The sequence below is a fragment of the Pseudomonas inefficax genome (genome assembly GCF_032164165.1).
In the GTDB taxonomy this organism is placed as follows: Bacteria; Pseudomonadota; Gammaproteobacteria; order Pseudomonadales; family Pseudomonadaceae; genus Aquipseudomonas; species Aquipseudomonas inefficax.
In genome coordinates this window covers 5,180,581-5,204,842 of record NZ_CP134401.1, presented here as the reverse complement: position 1 = coordinate 5,204,842, position 24,262 = coordinate 5,180,581, and the positions used below count along the sequence as shown (strand labels likewise).

The window sequence follows — 24,262 nt, the reverse complement described above, 5'->3', positions numbered from 1 at the left end:
CCTGTTCCGCCGATTTCGATTACCGCTGATCACCTCGTTTGGTAGTGGTGATCACTGGTGGCACTCCCCGGACTCACATCGCTCTGACTCACATATAACGCCCTTGACGCTCCGCCGGTCCGCTTGTTAAACCAACTATGCAATCGCTGGTTATCCAGCATCCCAGGTAGCCATGACCTTCGAGGCTACGTCACACATGTGATGGTTGTCCCAAGTGCGATTCGCGTTCGGCAGCTCGCATGGTCACCGCTCCCGCGGTGATGAACGCCCTCTAAATCCCCGGGCTCCCAAAGCCTGCACCCTCGACGCGCCTACTCAAACATTCCAGTGCTGGGAATTCTCCCGCACGGGTGGCATTCCTCTGCACCTTTTGGAGGATTTCATCATGCTGCGCTTCACAGGCTCTGAACTTCACGCGGTGTTAGCCGAGGCCGGTATCAATGGCTGCAAAGTGATGCTGGTAAAGGACCACGGCGTTTACCTGATGGCGGAGATCGGCGAGAGCAAACCCGATGGAAGTGGCCGCAAGCGAGTGGCGTATGCCATTGGCTGCAACCCCGAGGTCGACGACTTCGATACCTGGTGGAATCGCGCTAAAGACGAATTCGGCGGTGACGATTTCGCTGAGTACTTCGACATCGAAGATCCTGTCCTGGCCAGTCTTCGCGGGACAGCAGGATCTTTGGTGGTTGAAGCCACTTCCACTCACCTGTACTTGGCCGCCGAGGTCGAGCCCACGGGAAAATCTTGACCACCTGACCTAAGTCACAGGCGCTTCCAGAGGGCTCGCTGTCGGGACCTCTGGAAGCGCCTTTCCGGGTGCCTTCCGTTCCATCCGAGGTCGCCATTTATCAGAAAGCTAAAGCGCCCAGCCTTCCTTGGAACGCTCTGGATAGGCGTATTTGCGATGTTCCTGAGTGGCCATTGACCACCGCTCAACACAGGTTTTTTACTGCTTAGGCACTCCCAGCTCGCGGCAATATTTACAGCGACTAAGCCCCGCCACACTTCGACTGAGGTGCTCGCGCGATCTACTCTGGAGGTACTCATGTCAAGCCACTGCAGCCTCTCCACGGCCGTCGTGCTCAGCCCTGGCGTATGGCAGCAACTCATGGAGCCTGGCCCAGGAGACGTCTCCGCAGATCAGGTAGCACAACGTCTGGCCATCCTGCTCACCAGTGCTCTGGCGGCTGCTACTCATTCGTCACCCTGTCCAACTGATCTGCACATTCAGTTGCCACAGGACGGCGTGCCATCTGCGGCCGAACAACTTTCGCTGTTGCGTTTGGCCCACATCACGCCACGTAGCGCCCCTTCTTTCCTGCACATCCGCTTGCCAGCTGAACATTCCGTGGATCTCACAATCCTCTGACACGACCAGCACTTCCTCTGCCCTTACCCCAACCGGGAACACCTCCCGGATGGGGTGGCGTTCCCCTTCACAATCGGAGAACGTCATGTCCGACATCTATCTGGACGTCACCAATAAGATCCTCAACGCCCTTAGCCAAGGTGTGATCCCCTGGATCAAGCCCTGGACCACCACAGGTTCAAGCGCTGACGGCCCTTTTCCCATCAACGCCATCACTCGGCGCCCCTACGCCGGCATCAACGTTCCGCTGCTGTGGGCGGAGGCGCGACTGCGAGGCTTCACCCAAGATCGCTGGCTGACCTACAACCAGGCGCGCAAAGCCGGAGGCCATGTGCGCAAGGGCGAGCAATCCACCCTCGCGGTACTTTATAAACCGATGAGCAAGGAGGCGCATGACGAGAACGGCCAGGTCGTTCGTGATGAACAGGGCAATATCAAGATGGTGCAGTTTGCGCTGCTTCGGACGCACTGCCTGTTCAACATCGAGCAGACCGAAGACTTGCCTGACGAGGAGCCAGCCTCCACCGAGCACACTGAGCCGGCGACCTTCATCGATCATGAACCGGCCGAGCAACTGCTGGTCGCCAGCGGTGCGCGCATCGAGCATCGATACAGCGATGACGCGTTCTATCTGCCGATTCGTGATCTGATCCAACTACCTACGAAGGCGCAGTTCGAAGACGTCGGCAGCTACTACGCCACGGCGCTGCATGAGCTGACGCACTGGTCGGGCCACCGTACTCGTCTGAACCGGGAAGGTATCACCGGCGGGCATGCATTCGGCTCTACGGCGTATGCCTTTGAGGAGCTGGTCGCAGAAATGGGCGCCGCGTTTCTCTGCGCACTCACCGGTACCACAGGTGAGTTGCGTCACGAGGAATACCTGGCGTCCTGGCTGAAGATACTCAAGGAAGACAAACGAGCCATTTTCCGCGCCAGTGGTCAGGCCCGGGAAGCCTCTGAGTACCTGTTGGCCTTGCAGTCTGATCAAATCACGGATATGCCAGCTCGTCTCACCGCGTGATTCCACTCATCCAGCAAAAAGGCCCCTTTCCGGGGCCTTTATTTTATCTGCAGCGCAGCATTCGCCGCAGTCATGAAGCCTGTGATTACTTTACCCAGCTCTCAACGGTGTCCGAGCCGTACTCTTGTTTCCACTGCTTGAGGGTCTTGTGATTACCGCCTTTGGTTTCCACCACCTCGCCGTTATGCGGATTCTTGTAGCGCTTCACCTCACGAGGTTTGCGCTGAGCGGTGCTGGACGCACTTACGGTGGCTACTTTGAGGGCCTTGGCTGGGTCCAGGATGCTGATTACCTGGCGCAGGCCCATGCCGTACTGTTCCAGCAACGCTCTGAGTTTCTGCTCAAACTCGATTTCCTGCTTCAAACCGGAGTCGTTTTTCATGGCATCCAGCTGTTGCAGCTGCGCGGCCAGTTGCGCTTCCAGTGCTTTGAACTCGGCAAGTTTGGACATGAATGATGTTCCTAGGTGTGGGACAAGTGCTGGGATAATAACTGAAACTGCGGATTTATCCGAGGGTTTACTTGAGGCGCACGCACTCTTGCGAGGTGCCGGTTAAAACGACCTCGCTTGGTCGCTCAATCAGACAAGTGCTGACACAGGTGCGCCACAAGTTGCCGAGGATTTGCGCTGTTTCCAATCTTGAACACGATATCGCGCTGGCTGCGGGGCAGCTTTTTAGCACAGCGTTTGGCCGCTGACCGGATGGCCGTATCCGTGCCATGAATCCGATCGGCCAACAACACGATCAATACCGCATCACTCAACGTCATCCGCACCCCTGATCTAGCAATGGTGCCGGGCAGTCTACGCCCTGAACAAAGGGACCGCTATTCCGAAAGGCCGCCGATCCCGATGGACCTGGCTTCGAATTATCACACACGCGAAAAAGGCCAAGGCGGTAAAGGGTAACGGCGGCAATGGAAGGGGGCGCAAGGGTAAGAGCTCTATCCGAAAAGGCAAAAGGACCTCCCGAACGAACAGCAGGTCATGCGATGAAACGCTGGTGGCTAACATCTCAAAAAGGTGAGGCGGCAGAGCCCACCCCCACGCCCATCGCCGAGGGCTTCCTGCTTCCCCAGTCGGCCGAATCTCTACTCGCCGCCGATCACCGGAGAAAGCTGCTCGAACGCATCTGGCAGTACACGGCCCTCTCCGAAGCGCAGTTTGATAGGCTCTACCTCGAGCCCATCCGTCGCTACGCCCGCTACGTACAGCAACTCCCGGCGAGTGAAAGCCATCATCACGCTTATCCTGGGGGGATGCTCGATCACGGGTTGGAGCTGATGGCCTGCAGCTTGAAGCTACGCCAGTCCTACCTACTCCCCAGCGGCGCGGCACCGGAAGACCAGGCGGCACAAGCCGATGCCTGGAGCGCCGCGATTGCCTACGGTGCCCTGCTCCATGACATCGGCAAAATCGCCGTCGATTTGCAGGTGGAGTACCAGAACGCAGTGCGCTGGCACCCCTGGCACGGTCCCATAAACCAGCCCTACCGTTTCCGCTACAACCCCGACCGCGATTACAAGCTGCACGGTGCTGCGGCCGGGCTGCTCTATACGCAACTCTTGCCGCCAGCCCTGCTCGACTGGCTCAGCAGCTTTTCCGAATTGTGGAGCCAATTGCTGTTTCTGCTCTCTGACCACTACGAGCACGCTGGGACCCTCGGGGAATTGGTGCTGAAGGCTGACCGTGTCTCCACCGCGCAAAACATCGGTGGCAATCCCGCAAAGGCCTTGCAGGCGCCCAAGCACTCGCTGCAGCATCATCTGCTGACGGGTCTGCGCCACTTGGTCAAGAACGAGCTCAAGCTCAACCAGCCCGGCGCGGCCGGCTGGCTCACCGAAGACCACCTCTGGCTGGTCAGCAAGACCACTACCGACAGGCTGCGAGCGCATCTGCTGGCTCAGGCTGTGGACGGTATCCCCTCCTCCAACATCGCTCTATTCGATGAACTGCAGTCCCATGGACTGGTGGAGGCGACACCGGAAGGCAAAGCGGTGTGGAGCGCCACTGTCACGGACAGTGACTGGCAGTATCGCTTTACCTTTCTCCGCCTGCAGCCAAGCCTGGTCTGGGCAGATGAGCCCCGCCCCGAATATTTCCGTGGCACCGTTGAGCCGACCATGGACCCACCCCTGCCGTCTGATGAAGCCAGGCAGTCGGCCCTGGCTGGGCCGCAGATTGCAGTGGTAGAACAACAGCCCGCCGCTGTGCCGCTGAATCAGGAGTTCGACTACCTCGACGATCTGATGGGCATGCTCGAGGAGCCGGCCGAGCTTCAGGCGGGACCAACTGCAGCAGGTCTCCCGCCTACCACTTCACCGGAGCAGGACGCCGAGGGATTAGCCTTTATCGAATGGCTGCGGGAGGGCATTCGCAGTCATCGGTTAGTGGTCAACGATAGTAAAGCTAAAGTGCATACCGTGGATGGCACATTCTTCCTAGTCACACCGGGCATTTTCCAACGCTACGTTGCTGACCATCCAGGGCACCCTGAAGGAAGCGCTCAGGAAGAACCCTGGCGGCGAATTCAACGCCATTTTGAGAAGCTGGGCATGCATGTAAAGCGGCCAGGCGGGCAAAATATCTGGTCGTGCTCTGTAAAAGGACCACGCAAAAAGTCCCTCCTCAATGGCTACCTCCTGCATAGCGCCCAGGGGCTGCAGGATCCGGCACCTACGGACAACCCTTTCCTGAGCCTAAATCATTAGCAACAAGTTAGAGGTGCCTCCGGATACGTCCGCGTGAAGGTTCGAAAGAGCTAAGAAGACGTTTACTGATAGCGTTTTGCTACTTATGATGCTTGAGCTCAGAACGGACAAGGCCTGGGTATCAGGGCCAATTGCAGCGGATGCGATCTTCCATGCCACCTTTTTTCTTATCCCCAACGCGCAGCTCACCAGCACACGCTGATACGTTAGCAGTACGCCTCTGCAAGGCTTGCCCCAATTCAGGCGCCTGTAAGCTGACTTTTTCCTTTCCTAGCCAACCTGGGAGGGAGTTCATCGCTCAACCTCTTTCCAGTGCTAACCGTCTCAGTCCGGCTCCTGAAAAGCGCTGAGCTATTGAGTGCCCTCTATGAAACTTCATGACGTAAAAGCCCGCGAGCTCAACGGGCGAGATACAATTCATCGCTTTAAAGCACAATTCAGAGCAGCTAGCCTAGAATGCCTGGCGCTTTTGGAAAGCAGTTCTGTCGACCGGGTGTTCTGTGACTTCCATGAGGACTATGTAGTCAAGCTGGTTGACGAGACTGGCACTCGATACCGATTCGTTCAAGTAAAAACAAAGACCAAACAAAACCACCTGTATAATATCCTGGAAATATTCGGGATCAAAAAAAGACCAAGAAATGCTGAGCACGACTTAGCGAATAGTTTTGCAGGAAAACTACTACTACACATTGAAAGCTTTGGGGATGCCTGCTTATCCGTGGTCATATGTACCAATGTAAATTTTGACGACGAGGTAGAAGCCCTGATTGCAGATGCAAACTCGGGGATCTCATCCAGCAAAATTACCCCAACGCTGATCAGCGAAACAAAAAAACTGATTCCCAGCCTATCTGCAAAAACGGACAAAGAAATTCTAGGTTTTTTGTCCCATCTTTCACTAGAGCCCAGAAAGCAGATACTCAACGAAGAAGACGATTCATTTTTATCGAACGCACACAGCAAAATCTACAAATATAGCGAAATCAATCTTCACCCCAAAGAAATTCAGAAAATCATCATTCAACTCCTCTCTCTTATTGAAGACAAGTCCTCATATCAGCTTGATGGCACGATCACCGAGGAGATCCTGAATGAAAAGGCCAGCATTGCAGTTGATGACCTTTTGGACATCCTCGCACTTTCACGATCTGCGTACCATCTACTAAAATCTGGGGGCGACCCTAACGCGGTAAAAAGCGTATCCATTCTTCAGCGAATGCTACAACGCAACAACTTCAAAGAGGAAACCATAAACAGCTTTGCAGAATTTAAGTCTCAATGGGAGGCTTGGTATAGAGTAAACCGTCACTCCATACAAGAGTTCACACTTTTAAAAATGCAGAGCAAGATCGGCGAGCTTGCGGAAAAGCTATCCAGCGGTAGGGTTGACATGGATACAATCACATGCGCCGTCGAAAATCTCAGGTCAGAGCTATGCAAAATATCTGGGCGGACGGATCTAGAGGACGGGCTGGTATTCGGAGCGGTGTTATCTGACATGGTCAAGGAAGAGCTGCTATGAATTTTCAAGAAGTTATGAGGGTCGCGCGGGCGGAATCGCAGCACCTTAGAACATCCTACTCCACCAGGCCCTACCGAGACGTATTGGGTAACGAGACGCTTTTTCATATCCCGCTAATTGCCTTAACCATCGTGATGTTAGCTGGTAGCCGTGCAAAACCAAAACGAGATGACATAGGCATGCTCATAGGTACCTGTTTTGAGCAAAGCATTGCGAGCTTTAAAGGCTCAACTCAAGAGCTTGGCTGGTCTGCAAACCTTCGTGTGAGAACGGTTAAAGCCCTCACCTTCTTGGAAGATACCGGTCTGGTGTCCGTAAACAAGAGCACCTCGCGGATCGAGACAAGTGATTCCGGCAAAAAATTCATTGACAAAGTACTCAACCAAGAGAGCCAGCTTTGCTTAGCGCTTTTGACTATAAAACGGTCGTACCGCAACATCTGTAAAGAACGTGACATTGAGGCCAAGCTTGATGAAATTTGAATCCCTCCAGTTTTCTCCAAGCCATGGCGCAGGCTGGGCTTCCGAAGAGCTAGTTTTTGGCCGAGCCGTGACACAGCTTTACGCCCCTAACGGTAGCGGAAAAACCCCTCTCATTCAGTCGATTATGTTCTGCCTCGGGCTGGAGGTTCAATTCCGAGAGGACGTCGTCCGTAACACGTCGAAAGTCACTCTTAAAACACTCATCAAAGGCCAGATCTTATCATTCAGCAGAAGGCTTGATGGAAAGTTTGACCTTACCGTAAGCAACGCTGAGAAAACCATTAATCGATTTTACAACGAAGAAGACTTTTCTAGGTTCATGCTTAAAGTCTTGGGCCTTCGTGATGACAGACTCACCACCAACGGCAACACCAGCACCATCCCTTATTTCTCAGCCATTCTGCCCCTTTTTTATCTTGACCAAGATACTGGCTACTCAGACTATTATGTACCTGCACGCCAAAGCTTCATCAAGGGCCAGTACGCTGAAATGATTCGCCTGGCAGTAGGACTGCCAGCCAGAAGCTCGTTCGATAGCGCGAAAAAATCAATTGCTCTAAAACAAGAACTTGAATACTTAGACAAGACAATCAATGACAGCCGAAAACTCATTGATCGTCTTCGACAAGATCTTTCTCCAACCAAAAAAAACGAGACGGATACAGATCGCGAAATCTCAGCGCTTAAATCAAGGCTCGATGAACTTAAATCTACCAAGGATATCAGGAGCGAGACCATAAACAGCTTCGATCATCTTATCACCGAGATGAGACGCCAACACCGCGATATGACGACCCAACAACTGGCGCTTGAGGCGAAAATAAAGAGCTCTGCACAAATCCGGCAGGAAATCGAAAGCGAGATCGAAACACTAGACTTGAATGAGGAAGCTCGCCGAGCATTCATGTCTTTCAGCGAAATTTGCACTACCCCATCGTGTGGGATGTTCTTGGTAAGCGCGGACTCATATGGAAAGAGCCTGCTCTACCTACGCGACCAAATTAAAGACCTCGACACTGTCAGCACTGCAAATATACAGCAGGCCGAGGCCATTGCCACCCATAAATCCTGGGTTGAACGACAAATCTCTGAGCTCTCGGAAAAGCGTGGCTTAGCAGAACGCGAAGCTGGCATCGAAATGTTTATCGAAGCGATCAGCAAAATTGCGTCTGAGATTTTCGAGCTTGAACTGGAAAAAACCAAATTCAAAAAATACCAAGCGCAAGAACAGTCGCATTTTGAACTTCAAAATCGCCGCAACAAAACGTTAACGGAACAGGAATCACTAGGCCCACAACGAGAGCAATCGCTTGAAGTGGTAAGATTTAAGCGAAACCTGGCCGAAAAAATGGCCGACTGGCTTAACACGCTGAACTCAAAAAATATATCTAGAGACATCCGTATCGACTCAGACCTCAAGCCAGTTCTCGGAACAGAGAAAATTGGGATCATCAAAGGCAGCTCCAAAGCCCGTACGGTCCTGGCCTTTCATGCCGCTCTGTTTGAAATTTGCACTTCCGATCCAAGCTCGCCATTTCGCACGCTAATCTTTGACACGCCACGCCAACAAGAAATCCACTCAGAAGACTTGGACGCTTACTTTAAACGCCTGAAATTAATCGCTACTCAAAACGATGCGCAGATTGTATTCTCAACAACCAGCTATCGATTTGAAATTGATCCAAATCTGGATGCAGAGTGGCTCCCACGATTCGGCGGTTTCGAGCAACCGATGTATCTGGGCGATTTTCAGAACCTGATGGATTAAAAGGGATTGAAGGCATCCATGCCCGAGGGATTTGGCCGGCCATGGTGCCTAGGCTGCCCTCTACGTACTCGCGAAACTGCGCGGCACTATCGCCTCTATGCGCATGGCAAAGATCCCTCGGTCAAAGCTCACTGAGGGAGTCTTTTTTCTGGCGGCTTCGCTGGAGTTCTCTGTGCTGGCACCGGTTTCAGTTGGCGTGGCGGTTCGTTGGCTGCGGGCTTGCGGGGGCTGTTGCTGCAGCAGGGACTGCCAGTGTTACCGCGGATGGAGCGTTGTAAACGAAGGCGAAGACTGCGATTCTCAGCGCCGCAGCGCCGAGCATCGTTAGACCTTTGCAACTGACCCTGTAAAAGAAGCTCTCGGTCTGCTCAATAGGATCGCCCACTATTTTCTTGAATTCCGTTTCCGAGAGGAACCGATATTGGACAACGTAGAACTGGCTGGAAGTGCCAGCCAGAACCTACTCGACCTAGCTTCAACTACGGAGCTCGCAGTCGTAAGGCATTCATGGTCTCCAGCAACTGCACGACGTCCTCAACCACACCCGCATCAAAATCCTCTCGGTCAGCTTCTTCATGTGTGCCTTTGTTCAGGTATCTCCAGACCAGTGTCTGCTCGCCGATACCGAGGATCCGAACCAGCGCATCGATTAACGGCTGCTTGTCTGCGTGCTCAAACGTGTTGGCTCCTCGCAGCTTTGAACAGATCGAAGCGCAGAGGTTACTCAAGCCAGGTTGATCTCCATCCCGAGCAAGCTGAACGGTTAAGCCCCCCCTGACTGCATCTTCCCAACCACTTCCAGATTTTCAGCGTGAGCATTTCCAATGCCTGCCGGGAGAACTGGAGTGCGGCTCGGTGATCGCCACGATTCACTGCAGCCCTGGCCAACAAAAGGTAGGCCTGTGGTGGGACGTTGCGGATCACTCTCGGATGATAATTCCCCTGATGGTGCATGAAGGCATAGGCCAACCAGTGATTCTGATCGACGTGATTCTGGATGTCCTTGATGAATTCGTTGCTGTGGCACGTGACGATGATCTGGGTATTCGCGAAGCGCTCGCTCTCGAATAGAGCCTCCCGGATCCCTTGCCGATGCTCGTGGTCGATCGCATTGATTGCATCGTCAAAGATCACAGTAGGTGCCTGGATGCTCGATGCCTTGGCCAGCAGGATTGCAAGGACGATTACCCCTTGGCAATTCAAATACGTCTCAACCACCGGCTAGCATGAAAGCGCCAAACGGAACGCGCGCCCACGAGGATGAGCCCCCCCTGAAGCGGCGACCTTCGTTCGCGGTTAACCAATGCCCTAACCAGTGAACGGGTTCTCTGCTTCCGGGGGTAGTTAACTCGGCGTTCATGAAATCGCCCGTACAGCCGATCTGGTTACTGCGTGAGGCCCCCTACCACGAAAACACGGTGGCCCAACTGCGCGTACAACGGACAATCCCTAAAAGGAATAGGTTGTGGCAGCATTTAAAGTTTTTGAAACGGCAGCTTCGCTGGTTATTGCGTACGAAACTCTCGGCTTAGAACACCGAAGGCAATGGAGCCTGGAGGGCTATCGTGCTCAAGACAAGAAGGAAGACCCAGTTGTCTGGGTCAACTACAAAAACGCGTTCGCAATCCTCATCCTCAATGCGTCAATCATCGAGGGTACGCTTCGCAGCATCCTCACTCACAAGCTTCGTCACGACGTCAATGAAGCAGTCGCTCAGGGCAAGGCAGCTGGCCAGACCGCCCCAAATAAAATGGAGCAATTGTTAGCGAAATTTCAAGCCGAAGTCGAAATGAGTGGAGGCTGGGAAGCGTTGAAGCGACACATCGAACTGTACCTCGATGTGTCCGTCGACAAGGCCGTTAAGCCGGAGACAAAAGAAGCTATCACGGTGCTTTTTGCACTGAGAAACGTCCTATCTCACGGAACAGCCATCATTCAGCCCTCGGTGAAAATGTCGGACGAAATGAAAGATGTTTATCCGTGGAATTGGCAATCCAAACTCCATGGGGTAGCTATGTACCTGGAGCGGACTTTTGGCAAAGGTGGGGTGTTCGAGAATCTGGCAGATCACGAAATGCCAGGGCATTTCTGGGAAGTCACACAAGACTACTTTACCCAGCTGGAGACGATTTTTACCTCGTTGCCAGATGCCGTAAAAACGACGATCAAAATGATCAAAGATCTCAGCTTTGGCTACCGAATGCACACATGATTCCGCAGCCTAGTCTCGCTATCACTAGGTGATGTCGGCATGGTATAGCCACCCAGGCTTTCGCCGCGCGCAATGCGAAAAGGGCGCGGCGCACTAGGAGCGGGGTGGGATGGTTTAAATTTCCGACGATCCCAACAATCGCTGCCTGATTCGTCTCCAGACTTGAGCGCCGCGTCCCTGTAGAGTGGCCTCCCTGCAGCGCTGCTGAAAGCCCCATGCGTCATCACAGCTTGAGCTGGCGGTGCTGTAGTTGAATGGCCCACGTATACTCGAAGCGGAGACTATCTAGGGCGGTGCTCCAAGCCCACTGCGGCGAGATCGAGAATGCAGGAATCGGAAGAATTCATCACCCTTTCAGCCTTTGCTAACATGATGCACGGCCAGGTTCATCCGGTCATCATCAGCAGGGAAAGCGAGGACGAATATTACTCACACCATGGGGTAGGGACAGCTTTCGTTCTGGAATACGCAGGCGAAATTTTCGTCGTCACAGCCCAGCATGTGCTGAACGCCCAAAATGCAACCCACGACGATTTGCGGATCCTGCTCCGCAATGCTCCCATCTCGGTCATCTTTGACCAGCGGGCAGTCTTTCGCGACGAACATGATCCCGATCCAGACTCAGATCTTGCCATTTTTCGGGTGGTGAGATCTCAGCACGCAGCATTGTTCCAAGCAGGACTCACTACCCTGGATGCCGAGAACTGTGTCGAAGACGCAGACATGGACGCCGTCGATACGTTTCATATTTTCGGCTACCCCGATGTAGGCCGGGGGTACGACTACGAGGAAAAATCACTGGAGGGTGATCTGCGGTGTCTCAGTGGACAGCTCGTTGATCCAGCTCTTCCCGGCCTTATGAGCATCAAAATTCAAGGTGAGCGCCCCGAAAAATTTCGTGGCATGAGTGGCTCAGTGGTAATCGCAGACATCGATGACATTTGGAAATTTGCTGGCATGGTCACACTCGCAAGCGATCCAAAAGGAATTTTGAGCTTCATTCCAGCAGAGAAAATTGCGTTTTACCTGAACAAAATGGTGCTGATGGAGATGACGGGGATGCTGCTTCCAGAGCAACCTAGCAACCCGCCCTAACCCATTGGCACGTCGTGTGGGCGGGGCCTGCGATCGCCTCGATACGACTGTGCAAATGCCGTCGAAAATGCTTGGAAATTCTGACGCGATTTCGCCAAACCCAGTGATTCCCAGGAAGGGCCTGCAAGAATGAACTCACCGCTTTGGATAGCCCCACGTGAGGGCCAAGATTGGATCGACCAGCCATGCCTGGATGTGATTGAGTGGTTTCGCTCAATGCTTGAGCAGCGAGCGTGGGAGGCCCGTATGGACACGGTGCAAGCCAATTACGAGGCTGCGCTGTCCAAGTGGGCACAAGGCAAAAAAGTCCCGCTGTATGACGAGGACGATGCCATTTTCTGGTACATCCACCAAGCTAATGCATTCGCGCAGGATCGACGGAATTTCTTCGTGCCCGAAGGGTTCCGCATCGCACCAGTGATTCATCGTGTTGGTCACCTCCTGAGCCACCTCAGGCAGGTCAAGGGTGTGAGCGACAGAATCGAAACCCTGCTAAAAAAAGGACGTAAGACACCTGATGCCGGGCTTTATGAAATCCTTGTAGCGGGAGCCTACAAGAGCCGGGACTGGGCAAACGTCGAGTTCGTCACCGAAACCAGTTCCAAAACCCCTGATCTCATGGTCAGCGGAAATCGCCGAAGGTGGCAAGTGGAATGCAAGCGCATCAACCGGTCGGGATATGAAGCGGAAGAGCACGCGTTCGCCGAAGCTTTGGCCAAACCCGTGCACGACCTGGCGCGTCGGATACGCCGGAGGCTCGTTGTAGATGTGCACTACCTTCAGGAGCTTAAGCATTATCCGAGCGATACCCTGTTAAAACATGTGGAGCGATACATTGAAAATCCGCATGAACGCCTGGTTAGGGAAGAAGGTAGTCTCATCGCTCACATACGGGATGCCGATTGGACAATGCTAGACACGGTCATGGCGCATGACGACGTCTTCTATGGCTCAAGTCGAATGATTGAGCTCATCAAAGGAGAATATGATCTTGCCTACGACCATAGTTTCAGCGCCGACTGGACACCATCAGCGCAGATGCCTCTGCACGCTCACCTGGTACATCACGCAAGCATAGTGAGCTGGCAAAGCACGTCATTCGACTCCGCAATGGCCAAGGCCAGGCATTTTCGGAGCACTGTGGGACGAGCAACTCAGCAGTTAACCCTGGAGATGCCTGCAGCTGTCCATGTCGGCTACGAAACTCTGGGCGGTTCATCAGCCGATGAGCTTCGTCATTATCTGAACAGGATGGAGATGCTCAATTTCGATACTGAAGGATCCAGGCTGAGGTACGTCTACGCCAACTACTTGCGCCCCGAGCATTCAACGGCTCAGATGGAATCCTGGGCAGTGAGTGAAACCACGGCCTTTTACCGCGCGGGCGAACATCAAACACCTCAATCACTACCTCATCACCTCCTTTTGGAGGACGGTGATGGAACGCCTGGAGATCACTGGTAATGCACCCAGGGCTTGGGGCTCAAATGACGCCCCAAACCTATACAGATCGGTTCTCAAGTCCAGCAACTCAAAGGCCAGGGCTTACCCAGACGGAGGCTGCCAGGTAGCTTGGACTACCGAGATCAACGGTTCAGAGGCATAGCAGTAAGCCATTGACCACCATTTACGATCTAACGCACGTCCTTCGGACGCCCTTGAACCTATAAGACAGGTAGAGGGAACTGAAGGATGGGATTGGACGACGCAATCGAGAGCGAATGCCTCGCGCGCGAAATTGCGACGTAGAAAAGCTTGGCTGACGCAAAGCGCTCATTGAGAAAATGCGCAGCATCAGGGACAAGCACATGGTCGAACTCCAAGCCTTTCAATAGTAGGGGCGTAGAGACCACTCGTTTGATGGGAGGACGACCGGTATGGCTCAAACGTAGTCGAGCGTGCTGACATGCCTGGGTCAAAGAATCGTTTCGGCCATTAGCCAATTCAATGAGTGCACGCCTCGCATCGTTGAGCAGCTCCCCCCTGAAAGTGCGCGATTGAGGATGTCCCCGCTCAAAGCCAATCACATCGCTTCCGCTTTGAGCGCTTCCTGTTTCAATCAGCTCATCCCACGCCAGTTGCCGGCGGGCATCGAGCACATAGATGTTATCGGGAGGAGTTTCTTGAGGCTGATTGCGCAGCATCGTGTCACCCAGCAGTGACCACAATGCTTCAGCTCTTTGCCGGTTTGTCTGAGCCGCGTCCCACTGAACCGCGAAGGTCATCAGGCGTGCGGCTGCTATTTCCTCGATAGCCTGAAACGCTCCTCGCGAGGCACTAGCCAGACCATCGCAGATTTTCCGACGGCAATGGATCGCAGCCGTAGAACCCACCCTGTCATCGAATCCGTTGAAAAAAAGCCCCATGTCGAACGCGTTATCCACCGAGTGGTAGGTGATAGGCCCCTCTCGCAAATCAATAGGCTGACCTGCAAGAAGCCGAGCACGCGTGTCCGCAATCCACTGACCCAGTGAAGGGTTAGATTCATTCCATCGATGCGGCTCAGTGAGCTCCGCAGCCACTGGAAAATCGGGAGTGACGCGCTCGCACCAGCTGATCTTGCTCTCGACGAATTCGAAAATCCCTTGCATGGGATCACCAAAAACGACTGTGGGTAAAATTCGAGCCAGCGTTACCGCAATGGCGTGCTGATACCCCTCACAATCCTGATACTCATCGATGAAAATCCGGTCGTAGGAAGCCTGAACGATCCGCTGCGCGGTCGGGTTCGACAAGACGTTAAGTGCGCCTTGGTAGACTTGATTCCATTCTGCAGGCTGCTTTGGGTTTCGAGGTGGATGGCCTGCCAGTTTTGGAAAAGCGTATGCGTAGCGGCTGGCCCAGCTGGCAATGGTGTCAATCGTGACAGAGTCCTTCGCTACCCCTAAACGCCGTATACGGGCAGCGACAGCATGCACACCAGCATGGGTGTGAGTGAGGATTAATGTTTGCTGGCCTAGAGCGGCAGCCCTGGCCAACAATTCGGTTTTGCCATGACCTGCGGGAGCTACAACCGATTGAGTGCTGAGCCGCATCAGCCAATCGAACTCACTGGCCATAGACCCACCGCTCTATCCCATTGATACAGCCAGATAGGTAAGAAGGCTGGCCCTGCTGCACGATCTGATCGACGATGACGGATATACCCCGTCCACGCTCCTCGGACTTAAACCACTTGAAGTGGACTGAAAGCTTGGCCACGCGCAGCCAATTAGCGTCCGCTCCTGGAATCGACGGCAACCAGGTTGCAAATGGTGCTGCCACATTTACGTTAGGAAACTCGGGTCGCAACTGAGCAAAGATTGTTGCCTCACCTAGAGAGGCGATGGCGGCCTGAATGAGCTTGTCCATCATATCGGGCCAGCACGCTTCAAATACAGCAAGCTCTGTACAATGCAATGAGCCGTACTCAAACACCTGAACATTCTGAGCTTGCAGTGCAGCCGCCACGCCCGCTTTCAGCGCCTGATCCGAATCTCTAAACAACGCGGTCACATAGCCAAGGCTCGCCAGCGACATGGCCAGCCCCGGCGCTGCTGCCCCATTCCCGTCCACGACAGCAACGCCTAGATGCTCTATTGGTACATCAGCGTGCCGAGCTCGGAATAGCTCGCGAAGCCCCATCATGAGCCCAAGCTCCGTCGCGCCCTCACAGACAAGGACCCGGCGTGCAAACAGTGCCCTGGGGGCATGTTTGAGAATCCTGGAGAACGCGTCAGCGGGCACCGAATTGATGAAAGCATCACCGTCTCGGCTACGGCGCATGATAAACAACGAGTCGCTCTTAAGCTCGGAGAGCACCACCTCTGAATGGGTGGTGATCACAAGCTGCCCGGTAGGTGTGTTACTCGTTTTTGCGAGCTCCTGGGCACTACGCAGTGCCGAGACAGCCCCTAGCACTCGATGGGGTTCAAGCCCTTGCTCAATCTCGTCTACCAGTACGATCGCGCCCTCCTTGATCGACGCGCGCTGGATAGCCAAGGTCGCGAGTCGTCTCGTGCCAAGCCCGGACATCCGCAAGGGCGTGGTGCCGTCGTGCAGAGCGATCGAGCCGGAGCTAAACCCGCCTCTTCCCAATTCAAGGTCAGGGCCATAGCCGTAATTCACATAAGCACCCAATTGCTTGGCGAGCTGCTCGGCACGAGTCGCCGTTTCAACCAGTGAAGGAATCGCAGATAGGTTCGCGGTCTGCTTCGCCACTCGATAGGCATCTGCCAACTGATTGGTAGCGCCTTCGGTATCGCCCGTCATCCTGGCGAGCACTGACCCCTGCCCCCAAGTCAGATGACGAGCCTCTTCCCCGGCCAACCTAACCACGCCGAACAAAGACCGATCCCGATTAGAGAGCACACGAGGAGTGGGGTAGCGATCACAGATGAGTTCCCAGACTGGCTCCATGGTCGCATCTACCGTGAGCCTAATAGTTAAAGCCGGATCGTCATGCGCCTCAGGTTCATCATGGACAGTGCCATCATCGGCCAGGCCTCGAATGTACAGACCAAAGCGCTGATCAGAGAGCAACGACCTTGAAAGCTCAGCGATGGTCACCTCAATTGTGATGGGGGTCTGGCTGTTTCCAAGATGGAAATCCGCCTCGCTGAACGTGATCCACCTAGGTGACAACGTCGCCTCGATTGCATCGAGGACGGTGGTCTTCGCGCTGTCCCCAGGGCCGATGATGCAGCTCATTGCCTGTGACCCAGGCTGCCATGTCAAAGACCGGATGCCTCGGAAGTTCTGTACAACCAATTTGACTATTCGCATCAGTCGTTCCTTGGCGATGAAGCATTCCAGTGGAGAAGCTGTAGCTTCTGCTGCCTAGACCGAGGACGTCAACTGCCGATCGAATGACCGCCAAATTCCAGCCTATGAAGCTTTGCCCCCAGCATCCATGGATACTTTAAATCTCTTTGCACAACTCAAGAATAGGCCGATAACTTCCTCGAAAAGAGGTTATATATCATCATTTATCTGCATTTTTGCCGTTTTATCGTCAATGGCCCTGTGGACAGACTGCCACCACCCAACATTTCCTGGGCAAGAATCACGACAAATCCAATTCTTGAAATTCGCTGATCCCCGCTTCACCCATCACGCAGTTTTGCATAAATTGACTCCTTCCCTGGGCGCCATGAGCCCAGCTGAGCTGCTGCAGGGGTAGATTGCCTCACAGCGCTAGCCATCAACCATTTAACCAGGTCGCTTTTACATGGCAGTTGAGCTTGATTTTCTAACCACAGATCCAGAAGAGATGGAGCTGCCTTGAACAGCAATTGCTGGAAAAGCAGGCAAAGGAGGCTGCCGACCGGGCCGAACTCGAAGCGAAGCTGGCACCGCATATTGAATGGATGAAGAATCGAACGTTGGCGTACCGAGACTTGGCAGACGATTCGGTGCTATTGCTACAGGCTTTGTACGCCTCTGTGGGGCCTCGGTTGTGGGAGGGGCGATTCACTCATGACGACTGCGGTGACTTGTCGCCCTACGACAGCGGGAAATTCGCCAATCGCCTCTACAGGGCAGGTGTGCTAGGGGATGACCCAGAAGCAGCGTGGCAAGGCACTTACTATCAGAGTGAGGGCGAGGTTCGAATTCGTCTGGAATACGCCAAACTATTCTTGCCGCCAGACGTTGAATTCGGTAGCGGTGAGGAAGCGTTCAGCTTACTCATAGACAGGGATTTCAAGAACTCCGAAGCGCTCAGCAAGCTCTGGCTCGATTACGCCTGCGATGACGTGATCCGGTACTTGATGGATCAGTGCGAACTGCACAACCAGTTCATCGAACCTGACGCCCTTGTGAAAATCCAGGACACCATTCGTCATGGCTTGCGCACCTACAGCGTTTCTCAGCTCTGGTTTATCGTCTGGAAAGTGGTGCGTGACGCTGCCGCCCTGTCCCGGCGCTCCTACTATAGCCAAGAGCGCGCCACCGCAACCATCCCCACGAAAATTCGCAAGCAACTCGAATACGCCGACCAAACGGGCGAGCTCCGCGACACCTGGAGTCGTCCTCCGGCTCACATCGTCGGAACGCTCGGCATGGTACTCAATGAGCTGTTTGGCATTGATGAGCGCTCACGGGGCGAATCAGTGCTCTACATGTTTTCTCAAATGGGTAAGCAGCAAGTGGCCAATAGCGATGCCCACGAGCTCGCGGCTGCATTCATGAGAGATACTCTAGATCTGGACACTCCTCTGCAAGCCTTGGAAGCGTTTGCGGAGCTGATCAGATCTGGACTGACCACTGAAGATGCATTAGTAGAAGCTGTGCAACGTAACCCAGAGCTTTTTACAAGCTGATCTACGCATAGCTGCGTGAGGGAGTCAGCCGATGGGCTACTCCCACCTCTCCACCTCCACCCTTATGCCCGTCACACGCAGCGTTGATCTCAGTCAAGGAGGTTTTTCCCCAGCTCGCCACTCTGCGCAAGCTGCAGTTTGATCCTGCTGCTCCTGTTAGCTGGCGGGAAATCATCTACCCGAAATACACCCATAATGCGTTCGAGGCGCAGGACTGCACGGGTCAATAACTGAGTTCCCTCAGCGAGGGCCATCAAGCCCTCCGGACTTTTGATGAGGTAGGCACATTGGACGTAGATTTTTTCCTCAAGGAGCGCACTGCATTCATCAAACACTACTTTGATGAGGCTTCAGCTCCCTTCATCGAAACCATGCGCAAGATCGACGCGGAAGAGCCACCGTTTGAACCGCCATACTTCAATCCTGAAACCATGCCAACAGAGCCTGCTTTCCAGGAGGAGTGGCTGCGCGCGCAGACCGGACTTGAGGTTGTGGGTCAGACCTGCGTGTCCATGCTCTCAGAATCCTTGAAAATTTTTTTTGTCACCCATGAAAAAATTGCTGGTTTGGATTGCGAAAAATCGTGCGGAGAAAAAAATTTCAGCAAAGGGTTCATCAAAGGCTATCGAACCTGTTTCGCTAAGCATGGCGTTGACTGGAACCAGTGCCCTGTGAACTTCTCCATTCTGGAGCAGGTGGTGCTCGCTAGGAATGCTAGTCAGCATGCAACGTCTATAACGTCCACGCGGGCAATCCACAATGAAAGAGCCCTTCGGAAGCACCCAAGCCCTCTATTTGTCAGTAGCTACGAGAAGAGTCTTTTGGCTAGCAGAGGCGGCAGCTGGATGATGGCGCCAACTGTTCATGTAACCCGCGATGCGCTTCATGCCGCGATCGATGAGGTGGAGAAACTTGCTGAATGGCTGGAGCAAGACTGAAGCCTGGGCAAGCATCACTGAACAATGAGAAGTCGCGAAAAGTCACACAGCTTGTCAGCCATCGCTGTGATCTGCTCGGATTCGGGAAGCGCTAGAACCGCTCGCTGCAGCACTGGAGCACGGCGTGCGGATCAGCCGGCACAGGGCCCCACAAACACTTCTCCATCTGAGCAACCTCCCCCGCAGTGAAAACGTTGCTATGGATAATTACCTGCGTTGAGTTGCCCTTCGCCTGCAATCCATTGCGAACTGGCTATCTCGGTACCGCCGCCCTCACCATGGAGGTACACTGAGTTCCATCTGGCTCCCCTCTCGGCATCCGTCAGAAATCGCCGTTCTAGATCGCGCATCCATGTGAGGGTATCGAGGGTATTTTTGCGGGTATATTTCTGTATTTTTGAGTCGCAACCAGCGTTCTAGAGCCATAGCCGAATGTTCTTTGGCGACCCGGACAGTCTTTAGGGGCTTCGTCCTCGACCGACTGAAGTCGGCCGATTGCTGCCTTTGGCCATAGGCAGAAATCGGCCAAATGCAGGAGTCTGAGAACGCCCGAGGCGATTCTAAATCCTCGGTCAGTGAGTGCTTGCTCGCCGTTTCAGCTCTTCCAACCTCCCCGACAACGCATCCCTATACTTCCCCGCCTGGCACGACTCCAGCGCTGCCTCCGTTTGCGCGATCGCAGAGTCTGTCGCACCCAATGCTTCGTGACATTTACTGAGCAACTCATGATAACTAGCAATGCGCTCAAGCCCTTTCTTATCATCTTTAGCAAGCGCAAGAGCACGTTCAGCGGTGCTCAGTCCATCCTCCAGCTTGTGAACTCCCAATTCTGCCTCAGCCTTGCGGTACAGGAGCCAATGGTCCTTATTGAGGGCTTCAGTCGGAATCTTCATGATTACATCCAGCGCCTCCGCCGGCATCCTTGCGAAAAGGAACATTTTGGCTACTGCGCGTGCGTCAAAGCTCCTAATTCCAGGCTTGCTCCCCAGAGCCGTGGCAAATACAACGCCCGCCGCCGTGATTCGGTCGCGCAAATTAGTCTTGCCTGCACTGTCGGCAGCTGCTGCAGTATTACCAAGCGACTCGCACGCGCTACTCCATTGGCCCTTATCAACCAACTCAGGGGGCGTGGAAAGAATCTCCGGGAACCCCTCGGCCAGCGCCACGCAAATCTCTGGGTGCTGATAGGCAAAAATCGAGGTGAAGGACAGGTAGGCCTCATAAAATTGGTCTAGACCCTCTAGAGCCGACAGAGCAATCACGTCTGCGAGAGCCCGCACCTGCTCAGTATTGCTCACCGTCTCGTCGGCGACTTGCCTGTAAGACCTGAATCGCCCCTGGTTTCGTAGACACCTCCAAGCCTCATAATGAGGCCCAAATAGGAGGTGCCATGAGTCGTCAGCGTTACCCCGAAGAATTCAAGATCGAAGCGGTCAAGCAAGTGACCGAGAAAGGCAAACCTGTCGCCGATGTCGCCCAGCGCCTGGGCATGTCCGTGCACAGTCTTTACGCCTGGATCAAGGTCTACAGCAAGCCCCAAGAGCAGCGTCAGCAAGACGACGATCAGCAGGCCGAACTGCGCAAGCTACGCGCTGAACTCAAGCGCGTGACGGAAGAGCGAGACATCTTAAAAAAGGCCGCCGCGTACTTTGCCAAGGAGTGCGGCTGAAGTACGCCTTCATCAAGAAGCACTCGACTGATTACCCGGTGCGGCGCCTTTGCCAAACCCTCAAGGTGCACCCCAGCGGCTATTACGCCTGGCTGGCCGAGCCTCAATCTGCCCGAGCAAAAGAAGATCAACGTCTGCTTGGCTTGATCAAACACGCTTGGCTGGAAAGCGGAGGTGTATACGGCTACCGCAAAATTCACGATGACCTGCGTGAGCTGGGAGAGGAATGCGGCCGAAATCGAGTCAGGCGCTTGATGCAGGCGGAGGGGCTGCGTTCTCAAACGGGCTATCGGCGGCGTCCAGGGTTCTATGGTGGAAAACCAACAGTGGCCTCGCCCAACCACCTCGCGCGGCAGTTCAAGGTAAGTGAGCCGAACAAGGTCTGGGTGACAGATATCACTTACATCCGCACCTATGAAGGGTGGCTCTACCTCGCGGTAGTGCTGGATCTGTTCTCACGCCAAGTAATTGGTTGGTCAATGAAGCCAAGGATGTGCAGCGACCTGGCTATCGACGCGATGTTGATGGCTGTTTGGCGACGCAAGCCTCAGCAGCAAGTTATGATTCACTCAGATCAAGGCAGTCAGTTCAGTAGCTCGGATTGGAAAAGCTTTTTGAAGGCCAACAATGTAATCAGCAGCATGAGCCGGCGGGGAAACTGCCACGACAATGCCGTAGCCGAGAGCTTTTTCCAGCTTTTGAAGCGAGAGCGAATCCGACGAAAGATCTACACAACCCGTGAAGAAGCCCGAAGTGATATTTTCGATTACATCGAGATGTTCTATAACCCTAAACGCCGACACAGCAGTGCTATGCAGCTGTCTCCAGTAGAGTATGAGAAACGCTATTTCCTGAGCTTGGAGAGTGTCTAGAAAACCAGGGGCGATTCAAAGCTTCAGAATGATGACGTGCGACAGAAGCTCGCCGAGCATGCCGATCCGGGTTTCCCAGGGCTTTTTGCAGTAGCGCTCGTTCCAGAAATGCCTGATCGTCGCAGGGTATTTGTAGATGGCCCTGTCCTTGCTGGCCTGGTCGGCGCCGTGGCAGATTCGCGTGAGGTTCTCCCTCAGCGCGAGCTTGAGCTCCTCAGAGAAATCCTCGACACAACACAGGGCATATTGATCTACCTGCTTGAAGCTCACGCCATCCATAACACTTCCCACAAACACGAAACCGCAGAATCCTCATACGGTTGCTGCGCACGATCAATGATCCCGCCCTGTTTAAGGGTAGGCACCAGCTGAGCAGCAGTGTGCGCATGCGAGGACTAGTCGAAGGACGACCGATAGCGGCACTGTGCCAGCGTTTCCGCAAATTAGCGTGATTGATGGGGAGCGGTAAACAAGATTGAGGACAATTTTGGTGCAAATCGTCTGAGAATGCGTAAAGACTGGATATATAACCAACCATTTGTGGATCAATCCGCGTCAGTCTCAAAACTCGCGGCACCGTATAAAGCTCCTATCGTGTCCTAAGGGATGGTGTAACTCATGCTGCGGTGCGTCTGAGCTTTCATTCTGCTTATGCTTAATCAGCAGAAAACCAAGATTGACCAAGTAAGGATTATTCCTTACCATTCAATCAATACATCCGGGAGAACGCCCATGCCTGCCATCCACGAAATCGCAACGCTAACCTCGAAGGGACAGGTCACACTGCCCAAATCCGTTCGCCAGCTTTTGGGCATTGACACTGGTGGCAAGATCGCATTCGACGTACGCGGGGGTGAAATCGTGGTCAGCCGCGTAGAAACCACCCACGAAGACCCTGCCATCGGTGCGTTCCTAAGTTTGCTGGAAGCTGATATTCGAAGCGGCCGCAACCTCACCACCCTGCCGGAAGACTTGGCGCAAACCCTGCTCGCCAACGCAAACCACCCTGTAAACCTGGACGAAGATATCGATGGTGAGGTCGCGATCTGATGCTGCGACATGGCTGGACACTGTTGTTCCATGAAGGTGTGACTTTACAGCTACGCAAATTGCAAGAAGCCGCCGCCCGGGCCGAGCAGAACGACCCGCAAGGTTTTGAGAGCAACGCCAACGTCAAGCTGTTTCGGGCATTGAGCCATCTGATCATGGAGGCTGTGCCTGCCGATCCGGGCCGTGATGAGTTCCGCCAAGGCAACACGCTGGGCACCGCCTACAGGCATTGGCGGCGGGCAAAAATCGGTAGGCGCTTTCGGCTGTTCTTTCGCTACGACTCAAGGTCCAAGGTCATCGTCTATGCATGGGTCAACGACGAAACTACCCTACGGTCCGCAGGCAGCAAATCCGATCCCTACGCCGTATTCGAGAGGATGTTGGGACGCGGCAACCCTCCTGATGACTGGGATGCGCTGACTACCGCAACACGTAGCGACTGGGACGAGCCCAAAGCATAAGTTGCGCAAATGGTGAGGGATTGCATGTTCTGCACCAGCCCCGCCCCGGTGCGTCCACTGTAATCCACTCGCATTTTTTTTTGGTTATGACCCAGTCACGCATGACCCTAAAATAGCTCAAATGGTGCGATTTTGATTCAATTGCTGCACAATGATCAAAATCAAACAACAGAGACGCTTTCATGAACCTCTCAGCAACCGACGAACGACTGCTAAAGGCACTCGCTGCAGCAATCGTTATCCACCCCAGAGCCACGCTGAAAGAGCTGGCCGAAACGGCTGGCGTCAGCAAGGCGACCCTGCATCGCTTTTGTGGGACTCGAGACAATCTGGTCAGCTTGCTGGAAGGTTACGGTGAGCAGGTTCTGCGTGAAGTGATCGCCGATGCCGATCTTGAAAACAGTGAACCGCTGACGGCATTGCGCCTGTTGATCGCCGAGCATCTCAAGCATCGCGAAATGATGGTGTTCCTGCTCTTCCAGTACCGCCCGGACACCTTTGACGGCAGTGAAGCCAACCAGGGTTGGCGGGCCTATGCCGACGCTCTGGACGACTACTTCCTGCGTGGTCAGCAGGCCGGTTTTTTCCGCATCGATATCAGTGCTGCGGTGTTCACCGAGATGTTCCTGAGCCTGGTCTACGGAATTGTCGATGCCGAACGACGCGGTCGCGCGGCCAGTGCGACATCTGCATTGACGCTCGAGAATCTGTTCCTCAATGGCGCCGTGGCGGCAGCTCGCTAGTTTACCGATGCCCAGATAAAAAAAGCCCCTGATCACT

At 54.1% G+C, this 24,262-nt stretch carries 24 protein-coding genes; 15 read left to right on the top strand and 9 right to left on the bottom strand.

Features of this window, described 5'->3' with window-relative positions; translation table 11 throughout:
• The first annotated feature begins 385 nt into the window (after positions 1 to 385).
• Complete coding sequence (locus RIN61_RS23480) at positions 386 to 751, top strand: DUF3085 domain-containing protein (protein WP_085663843.1); 366 nt, start codon at positions 386 to 388, stop codon at positions 749 to 751.
• 300 nt (positions 752 to 1,051) lie between these two features.
• Here RIN61_RS23480 and RIN61_RS23475 read toward each other — a convergent pair whose 3' ends face one another.
• Entirely contained in the window at positions 1,052 to 1,201 is a 150-nt protein-coding gene (locus tag RIN61_RS23475; RefSeq protein ID WP_313854444.1) for a hypothetical protein, read from the bottom strand.
• Positions 1,202 to 1,457: 256 nt separating this feature from the next.
• On the opposite strand from RIN61_RS23475, the gene RIN61_RS23470 reads away from it, so the two are divergent.
• Positions 1,458 to 2,396: an ArdC family protein gene (locus RIN61_RS23470; protein WP_313854442.1), complete on the top strand. Its 939-nt coding sequence runs from the start codon at positions 1,458 to 1,460 to the stop codon at positions 2,394 to 2,396.
• Positions 2,397 to 2,481: 85 nt separating this feature from the next.
• Here RIN61_RS23470 and RIN61_RS23465 read toward each other — a convergent pair whose 3' ends face one another.
• Positions 2,482 to 2,847, bottom strand: a complete 366-nt coding sequence (locus tag RIN61_RS23465) for a histone-like nucleoid-structuring protein, MvaT/MvaU family (protein ID WP_313854441.1) — start codon at positions 2,845 to 2,847, stop codon at positions 2,482 to 2,484.
• A gap of 125 nt (positions 2,848 to 2,972) precedes the next feature.
• Positions 2,973 to 3,167, bottom strand: coding sequence for a DUF7740 domain-containing protein (locus RIN61_RS23460; protein WP_130905569.1), 195 nt, complete (start codon positions 3,165 to 3,167; stop codon positions 2,973 to 2,975).
• A 222-nt stretch (positions 3,168 to 3,389) separates the two neighbouring features.
• Between RIN61_RS23460 and mobH the strand changes: the two genes are divergently transcribed.
• The 4 genes from mobH (at position 3,390) to RIN61_RS23440 (ending at position 8,883) form a co-directional block, all read left to right on the top strand.
• Complete coding sequence (mobH, locus tag RIN61_RS23455) at positions 3,390 to 5,108, top strand: MobH family relaxase (protein ID WP_313854436.1); 1,719 nt, start codon at positions 3,390 to 3,392, stop codon at positions 5,106 to 5,108.
• Positions 5,109 to 5,475: 367 nt separating this feature from the next.
• Positions 5,476 to 6,633 carry a dsDNA nuclease domain-containing protein gene (locus RIN61_RS23450; RefSeq protein WP_313854434.1) on the top strand — a complete coding sequence of 386 codons (1,158 nt, stop codon included), beginning with the start codon at positions 5,476 to 5,478 and terminating at the stop codon, positions 6,631 to 6,633.
• Entirely contained in the window at positions 6,630 to 7,115 is a 486-nt protein-coding gene (locus tag RIN61_RS23445; protein ID WP_085663849.1) for a hypothetical protein, read from the top strand. Before RIN61_RS23450 ends, RIN61_RS23445 begins: the two co-directional genes overlap by 4 nt.
• Positions 7,105 to 8,883, top strand: coding sequence for a hypothetical protein (locus RIN61_RS23440; RefSeq protein WP_313854431.1), 1,779 nt, complete (start codon positions 7,105 to 7,107; stop codon positions 8,881 to 8,883). Before RIN61_RS23445 ends, RIN61_RS23440 begins: the two co-directional genes overlap by 11 nt.
• Before the next feature lie 479 nt (positions 8,884 to 9,362).
• On the opposite strand, the gene RIN61_RS23435 is transcribed toward RIN61_RS23440, so the two are convergent.
• Complete coding sequence (locus RIN61_RS23435) at positions 9,363 to 9,611, bottom strand: hypothetical protein (RefSeq protein WP_313854430.1); 249 nt, start codon at positions 9,609 to 9,611, stop codon at positions 9,363 to 9,365.
• Positions 9,604 to 10,101, bottom strand: a complete 498-nt coding sequence (locus RIN61_RS23430; protein ID WP_313854429.1) for a hypothetical protein — start codon at positions 10,099 to 10,101, stop codon at positions 9,604 to 9,606. The genes RIN61_RS23435 and RIN61_RS23430 overlap by 8 nt, the downstream gene beginning before the upstream one ends.
• A 247-nt stretch (positions 10,102 to 10,348) precedes the next feature.
• On the opposite strand from RIN61_RS23430, the gene RIN61_RS23425 reads away from it, so the two are divergent.
• The 3 genes from RIN61_RS23425 to RIN61_RS23415 all read left to right on the top strand — a co-directional run bounded on the left by RIN61_RS23425 (position 10,349) and on the right by RIN61_RS23415 (position 13,654).
• Positions 10,349 to 11,095, top strand: a complete 747-nt coding sequence (locus tag RIN61_RS23425; RefSeq protein WP_313854427.1) for a hypothetical protein — start codon at positions 10,349 to 10,351, stop codon at positions 11,093 to 11,095.
• Positions 11,096 to 11,419: 324 nt separating this feature from the next.
• A complete protein-coding gene (locus tag RIN61_RS23420; protein WP_313854425.1) occupies positions 11,420 to 12,190 on the top strand; it encodes a S1 family serine peptidase in 771 nt (256 codons plus the stop codon).
• Positions 12,191 to 12,436: 246 nt separating this feature from the next.
• Complete coding sequence (locus tag RIN61_RS23415; RefSeq protein WP_313854422.1) at positions 12,437 to 13,654, top strand: hypothetical protein; 1,218 nt, start codon at positions 12,437 to 12,439, stop codon at positions 13,652 to 13,654.
• Between the two features lie 200 nt (positions 13,655 to 13,854).
• Here RIN61_RS23415 and RIN61_RS23410 read toward each other — a convergent pair whose 3' ends face one another.
• Positions 13,855 to 15,249, bottom strand: a complete 1,395-nt coding sequence (locus tag RIN61_RS23410) for a UvrD-helicase domain-containing protein (RefSeq protein WP_313854420.1) — start codon at positions 15,247 to 15,249, stop codon at positions 13,855 to 13,857.
• Complete coding sequence (locus RIN61_RS23405; protein WP_313854418.1) at positions 15,239 to 16,879, bottom strand: ATP-dependent nuclease; 1,641 nt, start codon at positions 16,877 to 16,879, stop codon at positions 15,239 to 15,241. The genes RIN61_RS23410 and RIN61_RS23405 overlap by 11 nt, the downstream gene beginning before the upstream one ends.
• Positions 16,880 to 17,463: 584 nt before the next feature.
• Between RIN61_RS23405 and RIN61_RS23400 the strand changes: the two genes are divergently transcribed.
• Both RIN61_RS23400 and RIN61_RS23395 read left to right on the top strand, forming a co-directional pair.
• Complete coding sequence (locus tag RIN61_RS23400) at positions 17,464 to 18,492, top strand: hypothetical protein (RefSeq protein WP_313854416.1); 1,029 nt, start codon at positions 17,464 to 17,466, stop codon at positions 18,490 to 18,492.
• A gap of 287 nt (positions 18,493 to 18,779) precedes the next feature.
• A complete protein-coding gene (locus RIN61_RS23395) occupies positions 18,780 to 19,430 on the top strand; it encodes a hypothetical protein (protein WP_313854414.1) in 651 nt (216 codons plus the stop codon).
• Positions 19,431 to 20,002: 572 nt separating this feature from the next.
• On the opposite strand, the gene RIN61_RS23390 is transcribed toward RIN61_RS23395, so the two are convergent.
• Entirely contained in the window at positions 20,003 to 20,728 is a 726-nt protein-coding gene (locus RIN61_RS23390; protein ID WP_313854412.1) for a hypothetical protein, read from the bottom strand.
• Between the two features lie 92 nt (positions 20,729 to 20,820).
• Here RIN61_RS23390 and RIN61_RS23385 point away from each other — a divergent pair.
• Positions 20,821 to 21,971 (top strand): IS3 family transposase gene (locus RIN61_RS23385; protein WP_087535084.1). Its coding sequence is split into 2 segments (ribosomal slippage): positions 20,821 to 21,055 and positions 21,055 to 21,971, totalling 1,152 coding nucleotides; the frame shifts between segments, so codons are not numbered across the junction.
• A gap of 15 nt (positions 21,972 to 21,986) precedes the next feature.
• Here the strand turns inward: RIN61_RS23385 and RIN61_RS23380 are convergent.
• The gene (locus RIN61_RS23380; RefSeq protein ID WP_313854410.1) at positions 21,987 to 22,250 is read right to left on the bottom strand and encodes a hypothetical protein; all 264 of its coding nucleotides are present in this window, start codon (positions 22,248 to 22,250) and stop codon (positions 21,987 to 21,989) included.
• 453 nt (positions 22,251 to 22,703) lie between these two features.
• On the opposite strand from RIN61_RS23380, the gene RIN61_RS23375 reads away from it, so the two are divergent.
• The 3 genes from RIN61_RS23375 (at position 22,704) to RIN61_RS23365 (ending at position 24,225) form a co-directional block, all read left to right on the top strand.
• A complete protein-coding gene (locus RIN61_RS23375; RefSeq protein WP_085626649.1) occupies positions 22,704 to 23,021 on the top strand; it encodes a type II toxin-antitoxin system PrlF family antitoxin in 318 nt (105 codons plus the stop codon).
• On the top strand, positions 23,021 to 23,482 hold the full coding sequence (locus RIN61_RS23370) for a type II toxin-antitoxin system YhaV family toxin (protein WP_313854407.1): 462 nt from the start codon (positions 23,021 to 23,023) through the stop codon (positions 23,480 to 23,482). The genes RIN61_RS23375 and RIN61_RS23370 overlap by 1 nt, the downstream gene beginning before the upstream one ends.
• A 182-nt stretch (positions 23,483 to 23,664) precedes the next feature.
• Positions 23,665 to 24,225: a TetR/AcrR family transcriptional regulator gene (locus tag RIN61_RS23365; protein ID WP_112253707.1), complete on the top strand. Its 561-nt coding sequence runs from the start codon at positions 23,665 to 23,667 to the stop codon at positions 24,223 to 24,225.
• Positions 24,226 to 24,262: the final 37 nt, after the last annotated feature.

What these genes read in the sequence shown, in the direction of transcription:
- RIN61_RS23480 (WP_085663843.1), top strand. Translation starts at nt 386, where the DNA reads ATGCTGCGCTTCACAGGCTCTGAACTTCACGCGGTGTTAGCCGAGGCC.
- RIN61_RS23475 (WP_313854444.1), bottom strand. Translation starts at nt 1,201, where the DNA reads ATGAGTAGCAGCCGCCAGAGCACTGGTGAGCAGGATGGCCAGACGTTG.
- RIN61_RS23470 (WP_313854442.1), top strand. Translation starts at nt 1,458, where the DNA reads ATGTCCGACATCTATCTGGACGTCACCAATAAGATCCTCAACGCCCTT.
- RIN61_RS23465 (WP_313854441.1), bottom strand. Translation starts at nt 2,847, where the DNA reads ATGTCCAAACTTGCCGAGTTCAAAGCACTGGAAGCGCAACTGGCCGCG.
- RIN61_RS23460 (WP_130905569.1), bottom strand. Translation starts at nt 3,167, where the DNA reads ATGACGTTGAGTGATGCGGTATTGATCGTGTTGTTGGCCGATCGGATT.
- mobH (WP_313854436.1), top strand. Translation starts at nt 3,390, where the DNA reads ATGAAACGCTGGTGGCTAACATCTCAAAAAGGTGAGGCGGCAGAGCCC.
- RIN61_RS23450 (WP_313854434.1), top strand. Translation starts at nt 5,476, where the DNA reads ATGAAACTTCATGACGTAAAAGCCCGCGAGCTCAACGGGCGAGATACA.
- RIN61_RS23445 (WP_085663849.1), top strand. Translation starts at nt 6,630, where the DNA reads ATGAATTTTCAAGAAGTTATGAGGGTCGCGCGGGCGGAATCGCAGCAC.
- RIN61_RS23440 (WP_313854431.1), top strand. Translation starts at nt 7,105, where the DNA reads ATGAAATTTGAATCCCTCCAGTTTTCTCCAAGCCATGGCGCAGGCTGG.
- RIN61_RS23420 (WP_313854425.1), top strand. Translation starts at nt 11,420, where the DNA reads ATGCAGGAATCGGAAGAATTCATCACCCTTTCAGCCTTTGCTAACATG.
- RIN61_RS23415 (WP_313854422.1), top strand. Translation starts at nt 12,437, where the DNA reads ATGGACACGGTGCAAGCCAATTACGAGGCTGCGCTGTCCAAGTGGGCA.
- RIN61_RS23410 (WP_313854420.1), bottom strand. Translation starts at nt 15,249, where the DNA reads ATGGCCAGTGAGTTCGATTGGCTGATGCGGCTCAGCACTCAATCGGTT.
- RIN61_RS23405 (WP_313854418.1), bottom strand. Translation starts at nt 16,879, where the DNA reads ATGAGCTGCATCATCGGCCCTGGGGACAGCGCGAAGACCACCGTCCTC.
- RIN61_RS23380 (WP_313854410.1), bottom strand. Translation starts at nt 22,250, where the DNA reads ATGGATGGCGTGAGCTTCAAGCAGGTAGATCAATATGCCCTGTGTTGT.
- RIN61_RS23375 (WP_085626649.1), top strand. Translation starts at nt 22,704, where the DNA reads ATGCCTGCCATCCACGAAATCGCAACGCTAACCTCGAAGGGACAGGTC.
- RIN61_RS23370 (WP_313854407.1), top strand. Translation starts at nt 23,021, where the DNA reads ATGCTGCGACATGGCTGGACACTGTTGTTCCATGAAGGTGTGACTTTA.
- RIN61_RS23365 (WP_112253707.1), top strand. Translation starts at nt 23,665, where the DNA reads ATGAACCTCTCAGCAACCGACGAACGACTGCTAAAGGCACTCGCTGCA.